This is a genomic window from Actinomadura kijaniata (assembly GCF_014138665.1).
Lineage (GTDB): Bacteria > Actinomycetota > Actinomycetes > Streptosporangiales > Streptosporangiaceae > Spirillospora > Spirillospora kijaniata.
Window position 1 is genome coordinate 219768 of the sequence record NZ_JACJIA010000002.1, and the last position, 16630, is coordinate 236397.

The window sequence follows — 16630 nt, forward strand, 5'->3', positions numbered from 1 at the left end:
CCACCGGTTCCGTGTGAGTTCGGTCACACCGCGTCCCGCCACCTTGGGTCCGTTTTGCGGTTATTAAGCGAAACCCGCCGGTTAAGCCCGCAATAGATCCATTAAGGTGCCTCCAGCGAGTTCTTCGATCTCTGCTGCGGGACGCCCGCCGGGCGGGCCCGCGCGACTGAAGGAGACCCCCCTTTGCGCGTTGCTCCCCGAAGGGCGCTGCTCGTCGGCGCCGTCGCCACCGCCGTCGGAGCGGTCGCCACGGTGCCCGTGCTGGCCGCGCCCGACAGCGACCCCGTCCCGGTCCAGACGACCGCCGCGGGGAACAGCCCGGAGATCCCCGGCAAGTACATCGTCACGGTGAAGGACGGCGCGTCCCTGGACGGCCCCATCGGGCAGGTCCGGTCGGCGTCGCGCGCCAAGCCCCGGATCGAGAAGCTGAGCGGCGCGCTCAACGGCTTCGCCGCCAAGCTGGACGCCGGGCAGCTCAACGCGCTGCGCAACGACCGCCGCGTCGAGGCGATCGAGCCCGACCGCGTGGTCAAGGCGCTCACCACCCAGAAGGCCCCGCTGCCGTGGGGCCTGGACCGCATCGACCAGCGCGGCGAGAAGCTGTCCAAGACCTACACCTACCGGTCCACCGGCAAGGGGGTCACCGCCTACGTCATCGACGACGGCATCGACGTCCGCCACCCCGACTTCGGCGGGCGCGCCAAGGCCGCCTGGACCGCCCCGGCCCTCAAGGACGAGCCGCCGAGCTGCATGTCCCACGGCACCCACGTGGCGGGCACCATCGGGTCCAAGACCTACGGCGTCGCCAAGGGCGTCCAGCTCCGCGCGGTCAAGGTGCTCGACTGCGAGGGCAACGGCGAGCTGTCCGACGTCATCGCCGGGCTCAACTGGGTCCGCCTGAACGCCGCCAAGCCCGCCGTCGCCAACATGTCGCTCGGCGTGGAGGCGGTCTCCCCCGCCCTGAACAAGGCCGCCGACAACCTGGCCAAGGCCGGCGTGTTCGTCTCGGTCGCGGCGGGCAACGAGGGCAACGACGCCTGCCAGTCCTCGCCCGCCTCGGCGAGCCGCGTGATGGCGGTCGGCGCGTCCACCAAGTACGACAACCGCGCCACCTTCTCCGACCACGGCCGCTGCGTGGACGTCTTCGCGCCCGGCTACGGCGTGTACTCGACGCTCCCGAACGGCCGCCGCGGCGGCGACACCGGCACGTCGATGGCCTCCCCGCACGCCGCCGGGGTCGCCGCGCTGTACCTGGGCACCCGCAAGACCGCCTCGTCCGACACGGTGTTCAAGTGGATCATCGGCAACTCCACCCCGAACGCTCTCGGGCGAATCCCGCGCGGCACTCCCAACAGACTGCTCTACAAGAGCAATCTGTGAGTCCGCTCACGTAAGATGGCCCGGCTCCCACCAGGGAGCCGGGCTCACGGGCATCCGGGCCTCCCCATCGGCCAGCGGGGTTTAATCTTGGCGAGGCGACGGATGTCTCGTTGCCGTTCGTTGACTTTCGGTCGGTCGCGTCTCCCGGAGCGCCGGGGCGGGCCGGCCGGATCGAGCCGAGTCCCGAGGCCCATGCCCGGGAGCCGGGGACCCATTCGCCGGGGACGGACCGCGGACGACGCGGGCCGTCCCCGGCCGGGGTGAACTCACCGCCCGGGCGGTGACAGGGCGGCCTCCGCGCCCGAACCCGTCAGCTAACCCGGTAGGCGACCGAGGAGAGGAGACGACGTGGAGACCCCCACCTCCACCGGCCCGCATACCGGCCGGCGCACGGGTCGGCCCGGTCGGCGCGCCGCCTTGGCCCTCGCGGCCCTCGCCGGAGCCGTGCCGATGCTGGCCGGTGCCACCGCGACCGCCCCGCCGGCGGTGGCCGAGCCGGGTGACAACGCCCGCTTCCGGCAGCTCAACAAGCAGGTCGACCAGCTGGAGAGGTCGCTCGGCGGCGACCTGGCCAAGCTGCGGGACGTGCAGTTCGACGCCAACCGGGCGATCCAGCGGGCCAAGGACCTGCGCGCCGAGCTGGACGCGTCCCGGAACCTGGTCGCCGAGCTGGCCGCCAACCAGTACATGACCGGCGGCGGCGACCCGACCGTCCAGGTCCTCACCGCCGGCGACCCCTCCAACGTGCTGGCCGCGATGAGCCTGTCCACGCACCTGGCGCAGAACAAGTCGGCCAAGGTCCAGCAGATCCAGCAGCTCGTCGTCGACCAGGAGAAGGCCAAGCAGGAGGCCGACAGGAAGATCCAGGAGCTGGAGAAGGAGATCGCGGACCTGCGGTCGCAGAAGAGGCGCATCCAGTCCCTGATGAAGAAGTTCAAGCCGCAGTCGCCGGCCTTCGGCCTGGGCGGCATCACCCCGCGCATGAAGCAGGTCAAGGACGAGCTCGACCGGGAGACCGGTCCGTTCCCGCAGATCGGCTGCGTGCGCACCACCGGCGACCCCCAGGACCACGCCCGCGGCATGGCCTGCGACTTCATGGTGACCACCGGCGGCCAGATGGCGACCGGCGCGGCCCAGTCGCTCGGCGACCGCGCCGCCGCCTACGCCATCGCCCACGGCCGCAGGCTCGGCATCAACTACGTGATCTGGCGGCAGCGCATCTACTCGATGCACAGCCCCGGCTGGCGCTCCATGAGCAACCGCGGCGGCGTGACCGCGAACCACTACGACCACGTCCACATCTCGGTCTACTAGACCGGCCCCGGCGCGCGGCCCCTGGTGGACCTCTCCCGGCTCCACCAGGGGCTTTTGCCGTTTCTGCCCCTTCCGTTCACCTGGCGTTGACCGAACGCATCCCTGGGCTCCCTAGCGTTTCCGCGAATCGGTTCATCTAGGAGGATTCGTGGCAGAACGCCAGGTCAGGCGCGCGCTCCCGCTTCTGTCGGTCCCGCGCCACGGCGGACGCGACGCGCTCACGTGCAAGTACCGTTGCGGCAACGCCTGCGACCACCCGGTGCCCAACACCAGCGGCAACGCCTACTTCGGCGACATCCTGGCCGACCATCTGTCGCGGCGCGGGATGCTGCGGGCGGGCGCGCTCGGCGCGCTGGTGGTCGGCGCGGGAGCCGCCGCCTCCGCCGCCCCCGCGTACGCCGCGCCCGCCGCCCCGGCGGCCCCGGCCCGGCCCGGCGGTGGCGGGCACCGGCTGCGCTTCACCCCGGTCGCGCCCAACCAGGACGACAAGGTCACCGTGCCCGACGGGTACGAGGCGTCGGTCGTGGTGGGCTGGGGCGACCCCGTGCTGCCGGGCGCGCCGAAGTTCGACTTCGACCGGCAGACGCCCGAGGCGCAGGCCAGGCAGTTCGGCTACAACTGCGACTACGTGACGTTCTTCCCGATGGGCCGCGACCGCGCGCTGCTGTGGGTGAACCACGAGTACACCGACGAAGAGCTGATGTTCCGCGGTTACCAGGGCGGGGCGGCCGCGACCGAGCAGCAGATCCGGATCGCGATGGCCGCGCACGGCGGCTCGGTCGTGGAGATCGAGCGCGTCGGCCGCACCGGGCGGTGGAAGCTGGTCACCAGGGGCCGCCGCCGCTTCAACCGGCGCGTCACCGCCCACACCAAGATGGTCCTCACCGGCCCGGCCGCCGGGCACCCGCTGCTGCGCACCGCCGCCGACCCGCGCGGCCGCGAGGTGTACGGCATGCTGAACAACTGCGCCGGCGGCGTCTCCCCGTGGGGCACGGTCCTCACCGCCGAGGAGAACTTCAACCAGTACTTCGTGGCCACCAACGGCGTCCCCGCCGAGGCCAAGCCCGCGTTCGACCGGTACGGCGTCCCCACGAACGTCCCCGACGACAGCCGCCGCTGGGACCGCGTCGAGGAGCGCTTCGACCTTTCCAAGCACCCCAACGAGGCCAACCGCTTCGGCTGGATCGTCGAGATCGACCCGTTCGACCCGCACTCGGCCCCGCGCAAGCGCACCCACCTCGGCCGCTTCAAGCACGAGGCCGCCACCAGCACCCTGTCGCGGGACAAGCGCGCCGTCATCTACATGGGCGACGACGAGCGCTTCGACTACATCTACAAGTTCGTGTCGTCGGGCCGGTACGTGCCGGGCTCGCGCCGCCACAACATGAAGCTGCTGGACCACGGCACCCTCTACGTGGCGAAGTTCACCGGCGACAGCCCCGAGGCGGAGATCGACGGCTCCGGGAAGCTGCCCTCCGACGGCGCGTTCGACGGGTCCGGCGAGTGGATCCCGCTGGTGCGCGGCGACCGGAGCCTCGTGCCGGGCATGACGGCCGCCGAGGTGCTCGTCCACACCCGCCTGGCCGCCGACAAGGTCGGCGCGACCAAGATGGACCGCCCCGAGGACATCGAGCGCAACCCGAGGACCGGCGCGATCTACGTCGCGCTCACCAACAACACCCGCCGCACCCCCGGGCAGGTCGACGAGGCCAACCCGCGCCCCGCCAACAAGCACGGCCACATCCTGGAGATCGTCGAGCGCGGCAACGACGCGGGCGCGACGACGTTCCGGTGGAGCGTCCCGCTGGTGGCCGGAGACCCCAAGGACCCCGCGACCTACTTCGCCGGGTACGACAAGTCGAAGGTCAGCCCGATCTCCTGCCCGGACAACCTGACGTTCGACTCCGACGGCAACCTGTGGATCTCCACCGACGGCAACGCGCTGGGCTCCAACGACGGCCTGTTCGCGATGCCGGTGCAGGGCCGGGAGCGCGGCCACGTCCGGCAGTTCCTCACCGTCCCCTACGGCGCGGAGACCTGCGGACCGCTGATCACCAAGGACCAGAAGACGGTGTTCGTCGCGGTCCAGCACCCCGGCGAGATCACCGGCGCCAGCCCCGACAAGCCCGCCAGCCGCTGGCCCGACGGCGACCAGCCGCGCCCGTCGGTGGTGTCGGTCTGGCACGAGCGGGGGCGCGACATCGGCGCCTGACCCGGTTCCCCCCTCTGCCAGAATCGATCACGTGTGGCGAGGGGGGATCGGATGAACAAGAAGGCGGTGTCGGGCCTCGGTCTGGGCCTGGTCCTCGGAGTCCTCATCGGGGCGGCGCTCGCGGCCGTGATGGAGAACACGGCGTTCGGCATGGCCATCGGGCTCACGCTGGGCGTCGCCCTGGGCTCCTCCTACGCCAGACGATGACCGTCCGGCCGTCCACGGGACGGCCGGACGCGGGTCCGGGCGAGGAAACCACGCCGCGGCGACGTGCGTCCCATCCCCGTTCGCGGTGACCACGACCAGGGGGTTGGTTGGCATGGAGGACGGCAGGGACGAGGGGGCGGGCGCGCGGCGGGCGTCGGGGCTCGGCGTCGGGCTCGCGCTGGGCGCGGCCCTGGGCCTCGCGCTGGGCGACCTCGCCCTCGGGCTGTCCCTCGGGCTGCTGTTCGGCGTCGCCCTCGGTCACGGCCTCGGCGGGAAGCGCTGAACCCGGCGGGGTGGGATCGCAGGCTGCTCTGGCGGGCGGCCTCGCTGCTCTCCCCCGACGTGCGGGACGCGGCCCAGGCGGAGCTGCCCGACCCGTCCCCCCGGCCTCCGGCGCGGCCGGTCGCCGAGGTCGCCGAACGGCTGCGCGCGGTCCCCTCGGTGCTGGACGGCGACGCCCTCCTGGACGCGTCGGGCCCGCCGGACTGGGCGGGGCTGGCGGCCGAGCACCGGCGCGCGCCGTTCGGCCGGGTGCAGCGCCGGGTCCTGGTCGCGCGGACCGACTGCCCCGAGGCGTTCGTCACGGAGCTGCTGACGCCCTGGGACAGCGGGGTCGCCAACCGGCTCGTCGTACGCCGGGCGCCGGCGCCCCGGTGGGCGATCCGGGCCGCGGCGGAGCGGATCGGGGAGATGCGCCCGTCGTTCCTGCGGGCCGAGCTGTCCCAGAGGAACGTGGAGGAGATGATCCTCGGCACACCGCACCTGAACCTGCTGGTGCGGGCGGTCGACGGCTACGACCACAACCACCGCCCGCAGGTGCGCGCGTTCTGGGAGTGCGCGGGCGTGCTGCTGTGGAGCCGGCTCGGGACCGACCGGTCCGCCTGGCTGGCGGCCTCCGCGTCGCTCCCCGGGCATCCCTGGACGTTCGACCACCTCGTGCGCGTGGCCCGGCGGCGCCCGGCCGTGCCCGCCGACCGCGCCGACCTGCGCGTCCTGGCCCAGGCCCCCGACGCGGTGCTGACCGGGGCGGTCGCCGGACTGCCCGACCGGACGCTGGGCGCGATGGCGGACCCCGCCCGGAGCCTGCGGGCGCGGGACGCGCTGACGGCCATGATCGTGGACCGGCTCGCCGAGTCCGGGGTGCCGCCCCGCGAACTGTTCGCGCGCTGGGTCTACGGCTCCCAGTGCGAGCCCGCGACGCGGGTGTGGGCGCACGGGCTGTACTCGTCGCTGGACTCGTCCAACCGGAGCGCGGCCGTCTACAACGTGCCCCTGCGCCGCCTGCTGGCGGCCCGTTTCCCGGCGCGGCGGCCCACGGACCTGATCGCGGCGCTGCGGTCCTGCCCCGACGCGATCAGGGCCGAGGCGCTGCTGACGGCGGCGTGCGGCGAGCAGGGCCCGCCCGACTGGCGCGCGCTGGTCCGGGCCCAGCGGCGGAGATCGCTGCCGGACCACGTCCTGGGCGCCCTGGCCGGCCGCCCGGGCTTCCCGGCGGCGCTCGCCCGGGCACTGCCCTCCCGCGGCTCGACCGGCCTGCACGAGCTGGTGGCGACCCAGAGCCCGGAGGCGGCCCGCGCCGCCGTGACCGCGCTGCACAGGATCTACCACGCCGAGGGCGTACTGAACCGGATCCACACCACCGGGCTCCTGCCGGACGAGGAGATCCTGACGACCGGCCGCCCCGCCCGGGTCGTCCTCGTGTTCGCCTACACCCTGACCCACCGGACCACCCCGGCCGAGAACCGGTTCCTCGGCGGCCTCGTCCGGCTGGTGGAGGAGGCCGCGCGCGAGGCGCCACCGGGCTTCTGGACGGCGCTGCTGGACCTGCTGCCGGACTTCGGGGGAACCCTGCCGGAACTGCTCGCCGCCGCCCGTGAACGGCCCTGAGACTGGTTCCGGGGCACTAGAGCCGGTCCCCGCCGTTGGGTGCCCCGGCTTCTATGAACGCGGGCCCGTTCCGCCCAGGATGGGACGCGTTCCTCCATCGAGGCCGGCGCGAGGGCCGTGAGCGGTCGGTCGCGCCGTCCGACCGCTCCGCGGGGGAGCGATGCGGGAGAACACGAAGGCGCCCGGCCTCCGACGAGGAGGCCGGGCGCCTTCGCGCTCGGGCGGTCAGCTCGCGTAGCTCGGGAGCGTGTGCTCGTGGGCCTCGCGCAGCTCCAGCAGCGGGACCGAGAACAGCTCGTGCTCGCCCTCCGCGCCGTAGCCGTTGACCGTCAGGGCGTCGCCGCCCGCCACGCCGATCTGCGTGACCGGGACCCCGGCCTGCTCGCACAGGGCCGCCAGGCGGGCCTCGCCGCCGGGGCGGACCGCGACCATGGCACGGGCCACCGACTCGCTGAACAGCGCCACGAACGGGTCCCCGGCCAGCGTGATCCGCGCGCCGAGCCCGCCGCGCAGGCAGGACTCGACCAGCGTCTGCGACAGGCCGCCGTCGGACAGGTCGTGCGCCGCGGTCAGCAGGCCCTCCCGCATCGCGGCGATCAGCACGGAGGCCAGCGCGGCCTCGGCGGCCAGGTCCACCTTCGGCGGCAGGCCGCCCAGGTGGCCGTAGACGACGTGCGCCCATTCGGAGCCGCCGAACTCCTCGCGGGTCTCGCCCAGCAGCGCGATCGTCGCGCCCTCGGAGGTCAGCGACATGTTCACGCGGCGGCGGACGTCGTCGTGGACGCCCAGTACGCCGATGACCGGCGTCGGGTTGATCGGCTGGTCGCCGGTCTGGTTGTAGAACGACACGTTGCCGCCGGTCACCGGGACGCCCAGGTACTGGCACGCGTCGGCCAGGCCCTCGACGGCCCTGGCGAACTGCCACATCACGCCCGGGTCCTCCGGCGAGCCGAAGTTCAGGCAGTTGGTGACGGCCAGCGGGCGGGCGCCGGTGGCGGCGACGTTGCGGTACGCCTCCGACAGCGCCAGCTGCGCGCCCGCGTACGGGTCGAGGCGGGTGTACCGGCCGTTGCCGTCCAGCGACAGCGCGATGCCGAGGCCCGTCTCGTCGTCGATGCGGACGACGCCGGCGTCCTCCGGCATCGCGAGGACGGTGTTGCCCAGCACGTACCGGTCGTACTGCGACGTCACCCAGGTCTTGCTGGCCAGGTTCGGCGAGCCGGCCAGCCACAGCACCGTGCGGCGCAGCTCGTCGCCCGAGGTCGGGCGGGTGAGGCGGCCGGGCGTGTCGGCCTGGAGCGCGCCCAGGTCGGCGGGCGGCGCGAACGGCCGCTCGTACACCGGGCCCTCGTCGGCGGCGGTGCCCGGCGGGATGTCCACGATGGTCTCGCCGCGCCAGGTCATCACCAGGCGGCCGGTGTCGGTCACCTCGCCGATGACGGTGGCGGGGATCTCCCACCGGCCGCAGATCTCCATGAACCGCTCGACCTTGGCGGGCTCGACGACCGCCATCATGCGCTCCTGCGACTCGCTCATGAGGATCTCCTCAGGGCGCAGGGTCGAGTCGCGCAGCGGAACGGCGTCCAGGTCCACGTGCATGCCGCCGGTCCCGGCCGCCGCCAGCTCGGTGGTGGCGCAGGACACCCCGGCCGCGCCGAGGTCCTGGATGCCGACGACCAGGTCCTCGCCGAACAGCTCCAGGCAGCACTCGATCAGCAGCTTCTCGGTGAACGGGTCGCCGACCTGCACGCTGGGCCGCTTGGCGTGCGACTCGTCGTCGAAGCTCGCCGAGGCCAGCACCGACGCGCCGCCGATGCCGTCGGGGCCGGTCAGCGCGCCGAACAGGATCACCTTGTTGCCGGGGCCGGGGGCCGTGGCGCGCTTGATGTCCTCGTGCTTCATCACGCCCACGCACAGGGCGTTCACCAGCGGGTTCTGGGCGTAGCAGGCGTCGAAGACGGTCTCGCCGCCGATGTTGGGCAGGCCCAGGGAGTTGCCGTAGCCGCCGATGCCCGCCACGACGCCCGGCAGCACCCGCTGGGTGTCGGGCGCGTCGGCGGGGCCGAACCGCAGCGAGTCCATGACGGCGACCGGGCGCGCGCCCATCGACATGATGTCGCGGACGATGCCGCCGACGCCGGTCGCCGCGCCCTGGTAGGGCTCGACGTAGGACGGGTGGTTGTGCGACTCGACCTTGAACGTGACGGCCCAGCCGTTGCCGATGTCGACGACGCCGGCGTTCTCGCCCATGCCGACCAGCAGCGCGTCGGTCTTGGGGGCCTTGCTGCCGAACTGGCGCAGGTGCACCTTGGACGACTTGTAGGAGCAGTGCTCGCTCCACATCACCGAGTAGATCGCCAGCTCGGCGGAGGTGGGGCGGCGGCCCAGGATGTCCCGGACCCGCCGGTACTCCTCGTCGTTCATGCCGAGCTCGACGTGGGGCTGCCTGCGGTCCGGGGTCCGGGCCGCGACGGCGACGGTGTCGGTCCCGAGGTCCGGCTCGGCGTGCGCGGCGGGAGCCGGGGCCGCGGGGACCGGGGCGGTGGGGGACGCGGCGGGCTCGGGCAGCGGGACCTCGGCCTCGTAGTCGGCCGGGAGCGCGGCCTGCGGGCCGGACGCGTCGGGTCCGGCCGGGACGGGCCGCGGCTCGGCGGGCCGCTCCGGCGGGACCGAGGTGCCCTCGGCGGCCAGCGCCTGCACGAAGTCGCGGACGGCGCCCTCGGGGTGCCCGCCGGGCTCGCCGGGCGCCGGCTCGGCGGCGGGCGGGTCGGACGGCGGCTGGACCGTCCAGGAGGCGCCCGGCACCGGCGCGGGCGACGCCGCGGGGTCCTGGAACATCTCGGGAGCCCGCGCGGCGGGCGGCTGGTCGAACTGCGGCTGCTCGAACCGCTCCTGCTCGAACCGCGGCTGCTCGAACGCCGGCGACTGCGGGAGAGGGGCCGGGGCCTCAGGGGTCTCCGGCGCCTGCGGCGCCTGCTCGGCGCGGTCCGGCCGCGCCTCCTCGTTCTCTTCCAGGATCGCCTCGTACGCCTGGGTGACCGCGGGGTTCACGGCGTGCAGCTCGGGGTCGTCGGCGTCGTCCTTCAGGTCGGCGAACCACTCCAGCGTCGGCTCCTCGCCGCCCTTGTCGGCCGGATCGCCCGGAACGGTGGGACGCTGCTCACTCACGCGTTGACCAATCTCTTGATGATCGAGGTGAAGAAGCCGAGCCCGTCGGTGGACGGGCCGGTGAGGGACTCCACGGCGTGCTCGGGGTGCGGCATCAGGCCGACCACGTTGCCGGCCTCGTTGGTGATGCCCGCGATGTCGTTGAGCGAGCCGTTGGGGTTCAGGTCCAGGTAGCGCGCCACGACCCGGCCCTCGGACTCCAGCGCCTTCAGCGTGTCGTCGTCGGCGGTGTACCGTCCGTCGGCGTTCTTGACCGGGATGACGATCTCCTGGCCGGGGCTGTAGTCGGAGGTCCACGCGGTGTCGGCGTTGTCGACGCGCAGCCGCTGGTCGCGGCAGACGAAGTGCAGCCCGACGTTGCGCAGCAGCGCGCCGGGCAGCAGGTGCGCCTCGCACAGGACCTGGAAACCGTTGCAGATGCCGAGCACCGGCAGGCCCGCGTTCGCGCCGGCCTTCACCTCGGCCATGATCGGCGCGGCGGCCGAGATCGCGCCCGCGCGCAGGTAGTCGCCGTAGGAGAACCCGCCGGGCAGGACGACGGCGTCCACCCCCTGCAGGTCGTGATCGGCATGCCAGAGCGCGACGGGCTGGGCTCCGGCCAGCCTCACCGCACGTGCGGCGTCGCGATCATCGAGTGAACCTGGGAAGGTGATGACCCCGACCCGGGCAGCATCCATCGCTTCTGTTCCTTCGCCTGCGATCCTTGCCCGCCGTGGCGGCAGGCGCTACTGCGTATGAGGGCGGCCGGCGACGGCGGCGGGTACCACCGGTCAACCGTTACGCGTCGAAAACCCCCCGCGCGCGTCCCAATCTACCCGGCGCTGTGCATGAGACGGCGTTCGAGGCGGCGGTTGAGGGCCTCGTCTCGCCAGGTCAAGCGCTTCCGCAGGTGAACGACGGTGCCGCGGTCGGGACCGGAGTCGATGTCGAGGTCGTCCACCAGCGCCTGCATGATCTTGATGCCGCGGCCCGACTCGGCCAGGCTTCCCGGCCCGGTGCCGGGCGGGACCGGGCGCGGCCCGCGCCCCCAGTCCATGATCTTCAGCTGGACGGTGTCCTCGTCCACGTGGCCGAACACCTCGTAGTTGCCGCACGCGTGGGCGTGTTCGACGGCGTTGGTGCAGGCCTCGGAGGCGGCGACGAGGATGTCGGCGACGCACTCCTCCGTGACGCCGAGGGCGCGCAGCGCGTCGCCCACCACCCGCCGGACGACGGGGATGCTCGGCGCCACGCGGGGGAGCGCGAGCGAGAACTTCATGTCCACCGGTCACCTCGTGTCATTCCCAGGCCCCCCTGGTCGGACCCCCGGTTCCGGAGCTCGCCCGACGACTCGACGCAGATAGCACTTCCCCGGTGGAATCTTCCGTAATCGCTATACTGTCCGGTCTTTCATGACCATTGCGCGACATGATCTCCGCGGGCGTCCGACCCGGCGGTCTGGACCGTTCCCACAACGGCCGGAACGGCGCGGCGGGCGATCCCGGCGGATGGCGCGGCGCGCTCCCCGGGGGCCGGGCGTGTCAGAGGACGCGGACCTCGAAGTCCTCGATGACCGTGTTCGCCAGCAGCGTTTCGGCGATCTTGCGGACCTGCTCCAGGGCGGCCTCGTCGGCGGGGCCGTCCAGCTCCACCTCGAAGCGCTTGCCCTGGCGGACGGCCGCGACCCCCTCGAACCCGAGCTGCGGCAGCTTGCGGACGATCGCCTGCCCCTGCGGGTCGAGGATCTCCGGCTTGAGCATGACGTCGACGACGACGCGCGCCACGATCGTCCCCCTGAGGTGCGTTGGTTTACCTGACGAGGTGAAGCGTACGGCACCATGACAGGGCACGATGCACCAGCACCCGTCCCCGGAGTCGCCGATGAAGATCGAGGAGCTGTCGCCGCCCGAGCGCCGCCTCTGGGAGGCCTTTCCACGCGGTGAGGTGGTGGACCTGTCCGGGGGCGACCCGGCGTTCACCGACCCCGGGAGCTGGGGGCCCGAACGGGTGGTCCGCGCGCAGGTGCTGGTGGCGTTGCTGGCGGGAGCGGTGGAGCCCGAGCCGGGGCAGGTCGCGGCGGTCAACCTGACCGGCGCCCGGATCATCGGGCACCTCAACCTCGGGCACGCCTCGGTGGCGGTGCCGCTGACCCTCACCGACTGCGTGTTCGACGAGGCCCCGCTGCTGTACTGGGCGAGCATGAACACCGTCCACCTGATGCGGTGCCGGATGCCGGGCCTGAACGCCTCCGGCGCGCGCATCGACGGCCACCTGTGGCTCCAGGGCAGCCGGATCACCGGCGGCCTGCTGCTGGACGGCGCGCACATCGCGGGCATCCTGAACATGTCGGGTGTGCAGCTGGCCAACCCCGGCGGCGACGCGCTGCTGGGCGACCGCCTCACCGTGGACGCGAACGTGTACTGCGACCACGGGTTCACCGCGCACGGCGAGGTCCGGCTGCCCGGCGCCCGCGTCGGCGGCCAGCTGATCTTCCGGCAGGCGCACCTGCACAACGAGGGCGGCGCGGCCCTGTACGCCAGCCGCCTGGACGTCGCGGCGAACGTGTTCTGCGACGGCGGCTTCACGGCCAACGGCGCGGTGCGGCTGCGCGGCGCGCGGGTCGGCGGCTACCTGTCGCTGGTCGGCGCGAAGCTCTCCCACCCCGGGGACGTGGCGCTGAACGCCAACGACCTGGCCGTGGAGACCGACGTGTACTGCTCCGACGGGTTCACGGCCGACGGGTCGGTGTCGTTCGAGGGCGCCCGGATCACCGGCCAGCTCAGCCTGCGCGGCGCGCGGCTGTCCAACCCCGGCGAGACGGCGCTGAGCCTCCAGCGCCTCCAGGCCGAGGAGGCCCTGCTGCACTTCGCCGAGCCGATCAAGGGCGTCGTCGACCTGTCCTACGCCCGGCTCAACCTGCTGCGCGACGATCCCAAGACCTGGCCGGAACGCCTCCAGCTCGACGGCCTGCAGTACGAGAACCTCGACCCGCCCATGGTGGCCCGCGACCGCCTGGCGTGGATCCGCCGCGACCGCGACGGCTACCAGCCGCAGCCCTACGAGCGGCTGGCGCAGACCTACCGCTCGCTGGGCCTGGACGCCGACGGCCGCACGGTCCTGCTGGCCAAGGCCCGCGACCGGCGCAAGACCCAGTCCCTCCCCCGCAAGATCGTCGGCTGGTTGCAGGACGTGACGGTGGGTTACGGGTACCGCCCGTTCCGCGCGGCGAGCTGGCTGCTGGGGCTGCTGGTGTTCGGGACGGTGGTCTTCTCTCTGCACCGTCCGGCCATCCTGAACGAGGACGACCACCCGCACTTCAACGCGTTCTTCTACACCCTCGACCTGCTGCTGCCGATCGGCGACCTGGGCCAGGAACGCGTCTTCGCGCCGAAGGGGATCTACCAGTGGATCGCCAACCTGATCGTGTGCGCGGGCTTCCTCCTCGGCCTGACCGTGGCGGCCGGGGCGACCAGGTCCCTGTCCCGGGAGTGATCTCGGGGCGTTCGGGCGGGGATCGCCGATATCATCCCGTCGGTCCGCTGGTCCCGAGAAAGGTTCGTCGATGGCTGAGCTGGTCTTCTTCACGGGGACCATGGACGTCGGGAAGTCGACGATCCTGCTCCAGGAGCACCACAGCCGGGGCGGCGGCGGGCTGCTCTACAGCAAGAACGACCGGGCCGGCGCGGGCTACATCACGTCGCGGCTGGGGTTGAAGGCGGACGCCATCGACGTCACCGACGGCCTCGACCTCTACGACGACATCGCCGCGCGGACGCCCGTGCCGTACGTGCTGTGCGACGAGGCGCAGTTCTACAGCCCCAAGCAGATCGGGCAGCTGGCCGGGATCGTGGACGGGCTCGGGGTCGAGGTGCTGTGCTACGGCATCCTCACCGACTTCCGGGGGCGGCTGTTCGAGGGGTCGCGGCGGCTGGTGGAGCTGGCCGACCGGGTCACGACGCTGCCGGTGTCGTCGCGGTGCTGGTGCGGGCGGCGGGCCACGCACAACGCGCGGACCGTGGACGGCGTCATGGTCCACACCGGCGACCTGGTCCAGGTCGGCGAGGACGAGTACGTGACGCTCTGCCGCCACCACTTCATGGCCGGCCTGGCCTGACGCTCCGGCCGGGGCCGCCGCGCGGCCCGCTCCCCGCCGCCGGTGACGGCGGCGACACGCCGGGTCACAGCGGGCTGGAAAGGGCGTTCGGGTGGTTCGGGTGGGGTAGGCAACCGGTAATCGGGGACTTGCCTCCCTGGGTGTGATGTCTGCCACGATGGCATCAGCGGCGTTCGTCCCCTTATCCGGGGGCGGGGCCACTGACGCCGGCCGGTGAACGGCGATCCCGGACGCCGGCCCCGAACGAGGAGTGTCATCAATGACGATCAACTCCGTGCGCGGCGCACCGGGCGTCCAGGAGGGCGCCGACCTCGTCCAGTTGCTCACCCCCGAGGGGGAGCGCGTCGACCACCCCGACTACCCCCTGGAGCTGACCGCCGAGCAGGTGCGCGGGCTGTACCGCGACCTGGTGATCGTGCGGCGGGTCGATCTGGAGGCGGTGGCGCTCACCCGCCAGGGCGAGCTCGGGATCTGGGCGTCGCTGCTGGGGCAGGAGGCCGCGCAGATCGGGTCCGGGCGGGCCCTGGGCGAGCACGACATGGTCTTCCCCACCTACCGGGAGCACGGCGTGGCGTGGTGCCGGAACGTCCCGCCGCTCAACCTGCTGGGCCTGTTCCGGGGCGTCAGCCACGGCGGCTGGGACCCCGAGGAGTACCGCTTCCACCTCTACACCATCGTGATCGGCAGCCAGACGCTGCACGCGACCGGCTACGCGATGGGCATGCAGCGCGACGGGATCCTCGGGACCGACAAGGCGGGCGCGACCATCGCCTACTTCGGCGACGGGGCCACCTCGCAGGGCGACGTGAACGAGTCGTTCGTGTTCGCCTCGGTGTTCAACGCCCCCGTCGTGTTCTTCTGCCAGAACAACCAGTGGGCGATCTCCGAGCCGCTGGAGAAGCAGTCGCGGATCCCCCTCTACAAGCGGGCGCAGGGCTACGGGTTCCCCGGCGTCCGGGTGGACGGCAACGACGTGTTCGCGTGCCTGGCGGTGACGCGGAAGGCGCTGGAGAACGCGCGCAGCGGGCAGGGCCCGATGCTGGTCGAGGCCTACACGTACCGGATGGGCGCGCACACCACCACCGACGACCCGACCCGGTACCGGCTGAAGGCCGAGGAGGAGGCCTGGAAGCTCAAGGACCCGATCGAACGGGTCAAGGCGTACCTGGTGCGCGGCGACCTGGCGGACGCGGAGTTCTTCGACGAGATCGACGCCGAGGCCAAGGCCTACGCCCGCGACCTGCGCAAGGCCTGCCTGGAACTGCCCGATCCGGGGCCGATGGCGATGTTCGAGCACGTGTACGCCGAGGGGCATCCGCTGATCACCGAGGAGCAGGAGCAGTTCGCCGCCTATCTGGCCTCGTTCGAGGGGAGTGAGTGATGACCGCCGAACCTCTGGCGCTGGCCAAGGCCCTGAACGCGGGGCTGCGCAAGGCCATGGAGAACGATCCCAAGGTCCTGGTCATGGGCGAGGACGTCGGCAAGCTCGGCGGCGTGTTCCGGGTGACCGACGGGCTGCAGAAGGACTTCGGCGAGGAGCGCGTCATCGACACGCCGCTGGCCGAGTCGGGCATCGTCGGGACCGCGATCGGGCTGGCGCTGCGCGGGTACCGGCCGGTGGTCGAGATCCAGTTCGACGGCTTCGTGTTCCCGGCCGCCGACCAGATCATCACCCAGCTGGCGAAGATGGGGATGCGCTCCCTGGGCCGCCTGAACCTGCCGGTCGTGGTGCGGATCCCGTGCGGCGGCGGGATCGGGGCCGTCGAGCACCACTCCGAGTCGCCCGAGGCGTACTTCACCCACACCGCCGGCCTGCGCGTGGTGGCCTGCTCCAACTCCGCCGACGCCTACTCGATGATCCAGCAGTCGATCTCCTCCCCCGACCCGGTGATCTTCTTCGAGCCCAAGCGGCGCTACTGGGACAAGGCGCCGGTCGAGCAGGATCCGGGCGCCTGGACGCCGCTGCACGCCGCGCGGGTCGTGCAGCCCGGCGAGCACGTGACCGTGCTGGCCTACGGCCCGTCGGTGAAGACGTGCCTGGAGGCGGCGTCGGCGGCGGCCGAGGAGGGCCGCAGCCTGGAGGTCGTGGACCTGCGTTCCCTCAACCCCCTGGACATCGACACGGTCGTGCGGTCGGTGGAGCGGACCGGGCGGTGCGTCGTGGTGCACGAGGCGCCGGTGTACTCGGGGTTCGGCGCGGAGCTGGCGGCGCGGATCACCGAGCGGTGCTTCTACCGGCTGGAGGCGCCGGTGCTGCGGGTCGGCGGGTTCTCCACGCCGTACCCGCCGTCCCGGCTGGAGGACCACTACCTGCCCGATCTCGACCGCATCCTGGACGCGGTCGACCGGACGTTCGGCTGGTGACACCG

14 protein-coding genes and 1 riboswitch are annotated in these 16630 nt (G+C 72.7%); of the genes, 10 read left to right on the top strand and 4 right to left on the bottom strand.

The window, feature by feature from the left end:
- Nucleotides 1–183: 183 nt before the first annotated feature.
- The 6 genes from HNR61_RS08170 to HNR61_RS08195 all read left to right on the top strand — a co-directional run bounded on the left by HNR61_RS08170 (nt 184) and on the right by HNR61_RS08195 (nt 7000).
- Entirely contained in the window at nt 184–1380 is a 1197-nt protein-coding gene (locus HNR61_RS08170; RefSeq protein ID WP_182842515.1) for a S8 family peptidase, read from the top strand.
- A gap of 164 nt (nt 1381–1544) precedes the next feature.
- A riboswitch (cyclic di-AMP (ydaO/yuaA leader) is annotated at nt 1545–1725 on the top strand.
- Between the two features lie 3 nt (nt 1726–1728).
- Complete coding sequence (locus HNR61_RS08175; protein WP_182842516.1) at nt 1729–2694, top strand: VldE C-terminal domain-containing protein; 966 nt, start codon at nt 1729–1731, stop codon at nt 2692–2694.
- Nucleotides 2695–2842: 148 nt separating this feature from the next.
- The gene (locus HNR61_RS08180; RefSeq protein ID WP_182842517.1) at nt 2843–4906 is read left to right on the top strand and encodes a PhoX family protein; all 2064 of its coding nucleotides are present in this window, start codon (nt 2843–2845) and stop codon (nt 4904–4906) included.
- A gap of 51 nt (nt 4907–4957) precedes the next feature.
- Complete coding sequence (locus HNR61_RS08185) at nt 4958–5113, top strand: glycine zipper domain-containing protein (RefSeq protein WP_182842518.1); 156 nt, start codon at nt 4958–4960, stop codon at nt 5111–5113.
- Nucleotides 5114–5225: 112 nt separating this feature from the next.
- On the top strand, nt 5226–5396 hold the full coding sequence (locus HNR61_RS08190) for a glycine zipper domain-containing protein (RefSeq protein ID WP_182842519.1): 171 nt from the start codon (nt 5226–5228) through the stop codon (nt 5394–5396).
- A 59-nt stretch (nt 5397–5455) separates the two neighbouring features.
- Nucleotides 5456–7000 (top strand): hypothetical protein, encoded by a 1545-nt coding sequence (locus tag HNR61_RS08195; RefSeq protein ID WP_182842520.1) that lies wholly within the window; start codon nt 5456–5458, stop codon nt 6998–7000.
- A 225-nt stretch (nt 7001–7225) separates the two neighbouring features.
- Here HNR61_RS08195 and purL read toward each other — a convergent pair whose 3' ends face one another.
- The 4 genes from purL to purS all read right to left on the bottom strand — a co-directional run bounded on the left by purL (nt 7226) and on the right by purS (nt 11931).
- On the bottom strand, nt 7226–9568 hold the full coding sequence (gene purL / locus HNR61_RS08200; RefSeq protein ID WP_512698959.1) for a phosphoribosylformylglycinamidine synthase subunit PurL: 2343 nt from the start codon (nt 9566–9568) through the stop codon (nt 7226–7228).
- A gap of 596 nt (nt 9569–10164) precedes the next feature.
- Nucleotides 10165–10845, bottom strand: a complete 681-nt coding sequence (gene purQ / locus HNR61_RS08205) for a phosphoribosylformylglycinamidine synthase subunit PurQ (RefSeq protein WP_067814742.1) — start codon at nt 10843–10845, stop codon at nt 10165–10167.
- Nucleotides 10846–10979: 134 nt separating this feature from the next.
- Nucleotides 10980–11426: an ATP-binding protein gene (locus HNR61_RS08210; RefSeq protein ID WP_220509135.1), complete on the bottom strand. Its 447-nt coding sequence runs from the start codon at nt 11424–11426 to the stop codon at nt 10980–10982.
- A 262-nt stretch (nt 11427–11688) separates the two neighbouring features.
- Nucleotides 11689–11931: a phosphoribosylformylglycinamidine synthase subunit PurS gene (gene purS / locus HNR61_RS08215; protein ID WP_067814738.1), complete on the bottom strand. Its 243-nt coding sequence runs from the start codon at nt 11929–11931 to the stop codon at nt 11689–11691.
- A 97-nt stretch (nt 11932–12028) separates the two neighbouring features.
- On the opposite strand from purS, the gene HNR61_RS08220 reads away from it, so the two are divergent.
- The 4 genes from HNR61_RS08220 (at nt 12029) to HNR61_RS08235 (ending at nt 16625) form a co-directional block, all read left to right on the top strand.
- Entirely contained in the window at nt 12029–13639 is a 1611-nt protein-coding gene (locus HNR61_RS08220; protein ID WP_182842522.1) for a hypothetical protein, read from the top strand.
- A gap of 70 nt (nt 13640–13709) precedes the next feature.
- A complete protein-coding gene (locus HNR61_RS08225; RefSeq protein WP_182842523.1) occupies nt 13710–14261 on the top strand; it encodes a thymidine kinase in 552 nt (183 codons plus the stop codon).
- 259 nt (nt 14262–14520) lie between these two features.
- Nucleotides 14521–15642, top strand: coding sequence for a pyruvate dehydrogenase (acetyl-transferring) E1 component subunit alpha (gene pdhA, locus HNR61_RS08230; RefSeq protein ID WP_182842524.1), 1122 nt, complete (start codon nt 14521–14523; stop codon nt 15640–15642).
- On the top strand, nt 15642–16625 hold the full coding sequence (locus HNR61_RS08235; protein ID WP_182842525.1) for an alpha-ketoacid dehydrogenase subunit beta: 984 nt from the start codon (nt 15642–15644) through the stop codon (nt 16623–16625). Before pdhA ends, HNR61_RS08235 begins: the two co-directional genes overlap by 1 nt.
- The last annotated feature ends 5 nt before the right edge of the window (nt 16626–16630 follow it).

Coding starts and splice junctions, on each gene's coding strand:
- HNR61_RS08210 (WP_220509135.1), bottom strand. CDS start 11,426: ATGAAGTTCTCGCTCGCGCTCCCCCGCGTGGCGCCGAGCATCCCCGTC.
- purQ (WP_067814742.1), bottom strand. CDS start 10,845: ATGGATGCTGCCCGGGTCGGGGTCATCACCTTCCCAGGTTCACTCGAT.
- HNR61_RS08220 (WP_182842522.1), top strand. CDS start 12,029: ATGAAGATCGAGGAGCTGTCGCCGCCCGAGCGCCGCCTCTGGGAGGCC.
- HNR61_RS08235 (WP_182842525.1), top strand. CDS start 15,642: ATGACCGCCGAACCTCTGGCGCTGGCCAAGGCCCTGAACGCGGGGCTG.
- HNR61_RS08225 (WP_182842523.1), top strand. CDS start 13,710: ATGGCTGAGCTGGTCTTCTTCACGGGGACCATGGACGTCGGGAAGTCG.
- HNR61_RS08190 (WP_182842519.1), top strand. CDS start 5,226: ATGGAGGACGGCAGGGACGAGGGGGCGGGCGCGCGGCGGGCGTCGGGG.
- pdhA (WP_182842524.1), top strand. CDS start 14,521: ATGACGATCAACTCCGTGCGCGGCGCACCGGGCGTCCAGGAGGGCGCC.
- HNR61_RS08185 (WP_182842518.1), top strand. CDS start 4,958: ATGAACAAGAAGGCGGTGTCGGGCCTCGGTCTGGGCCTGGTCCTCGGA.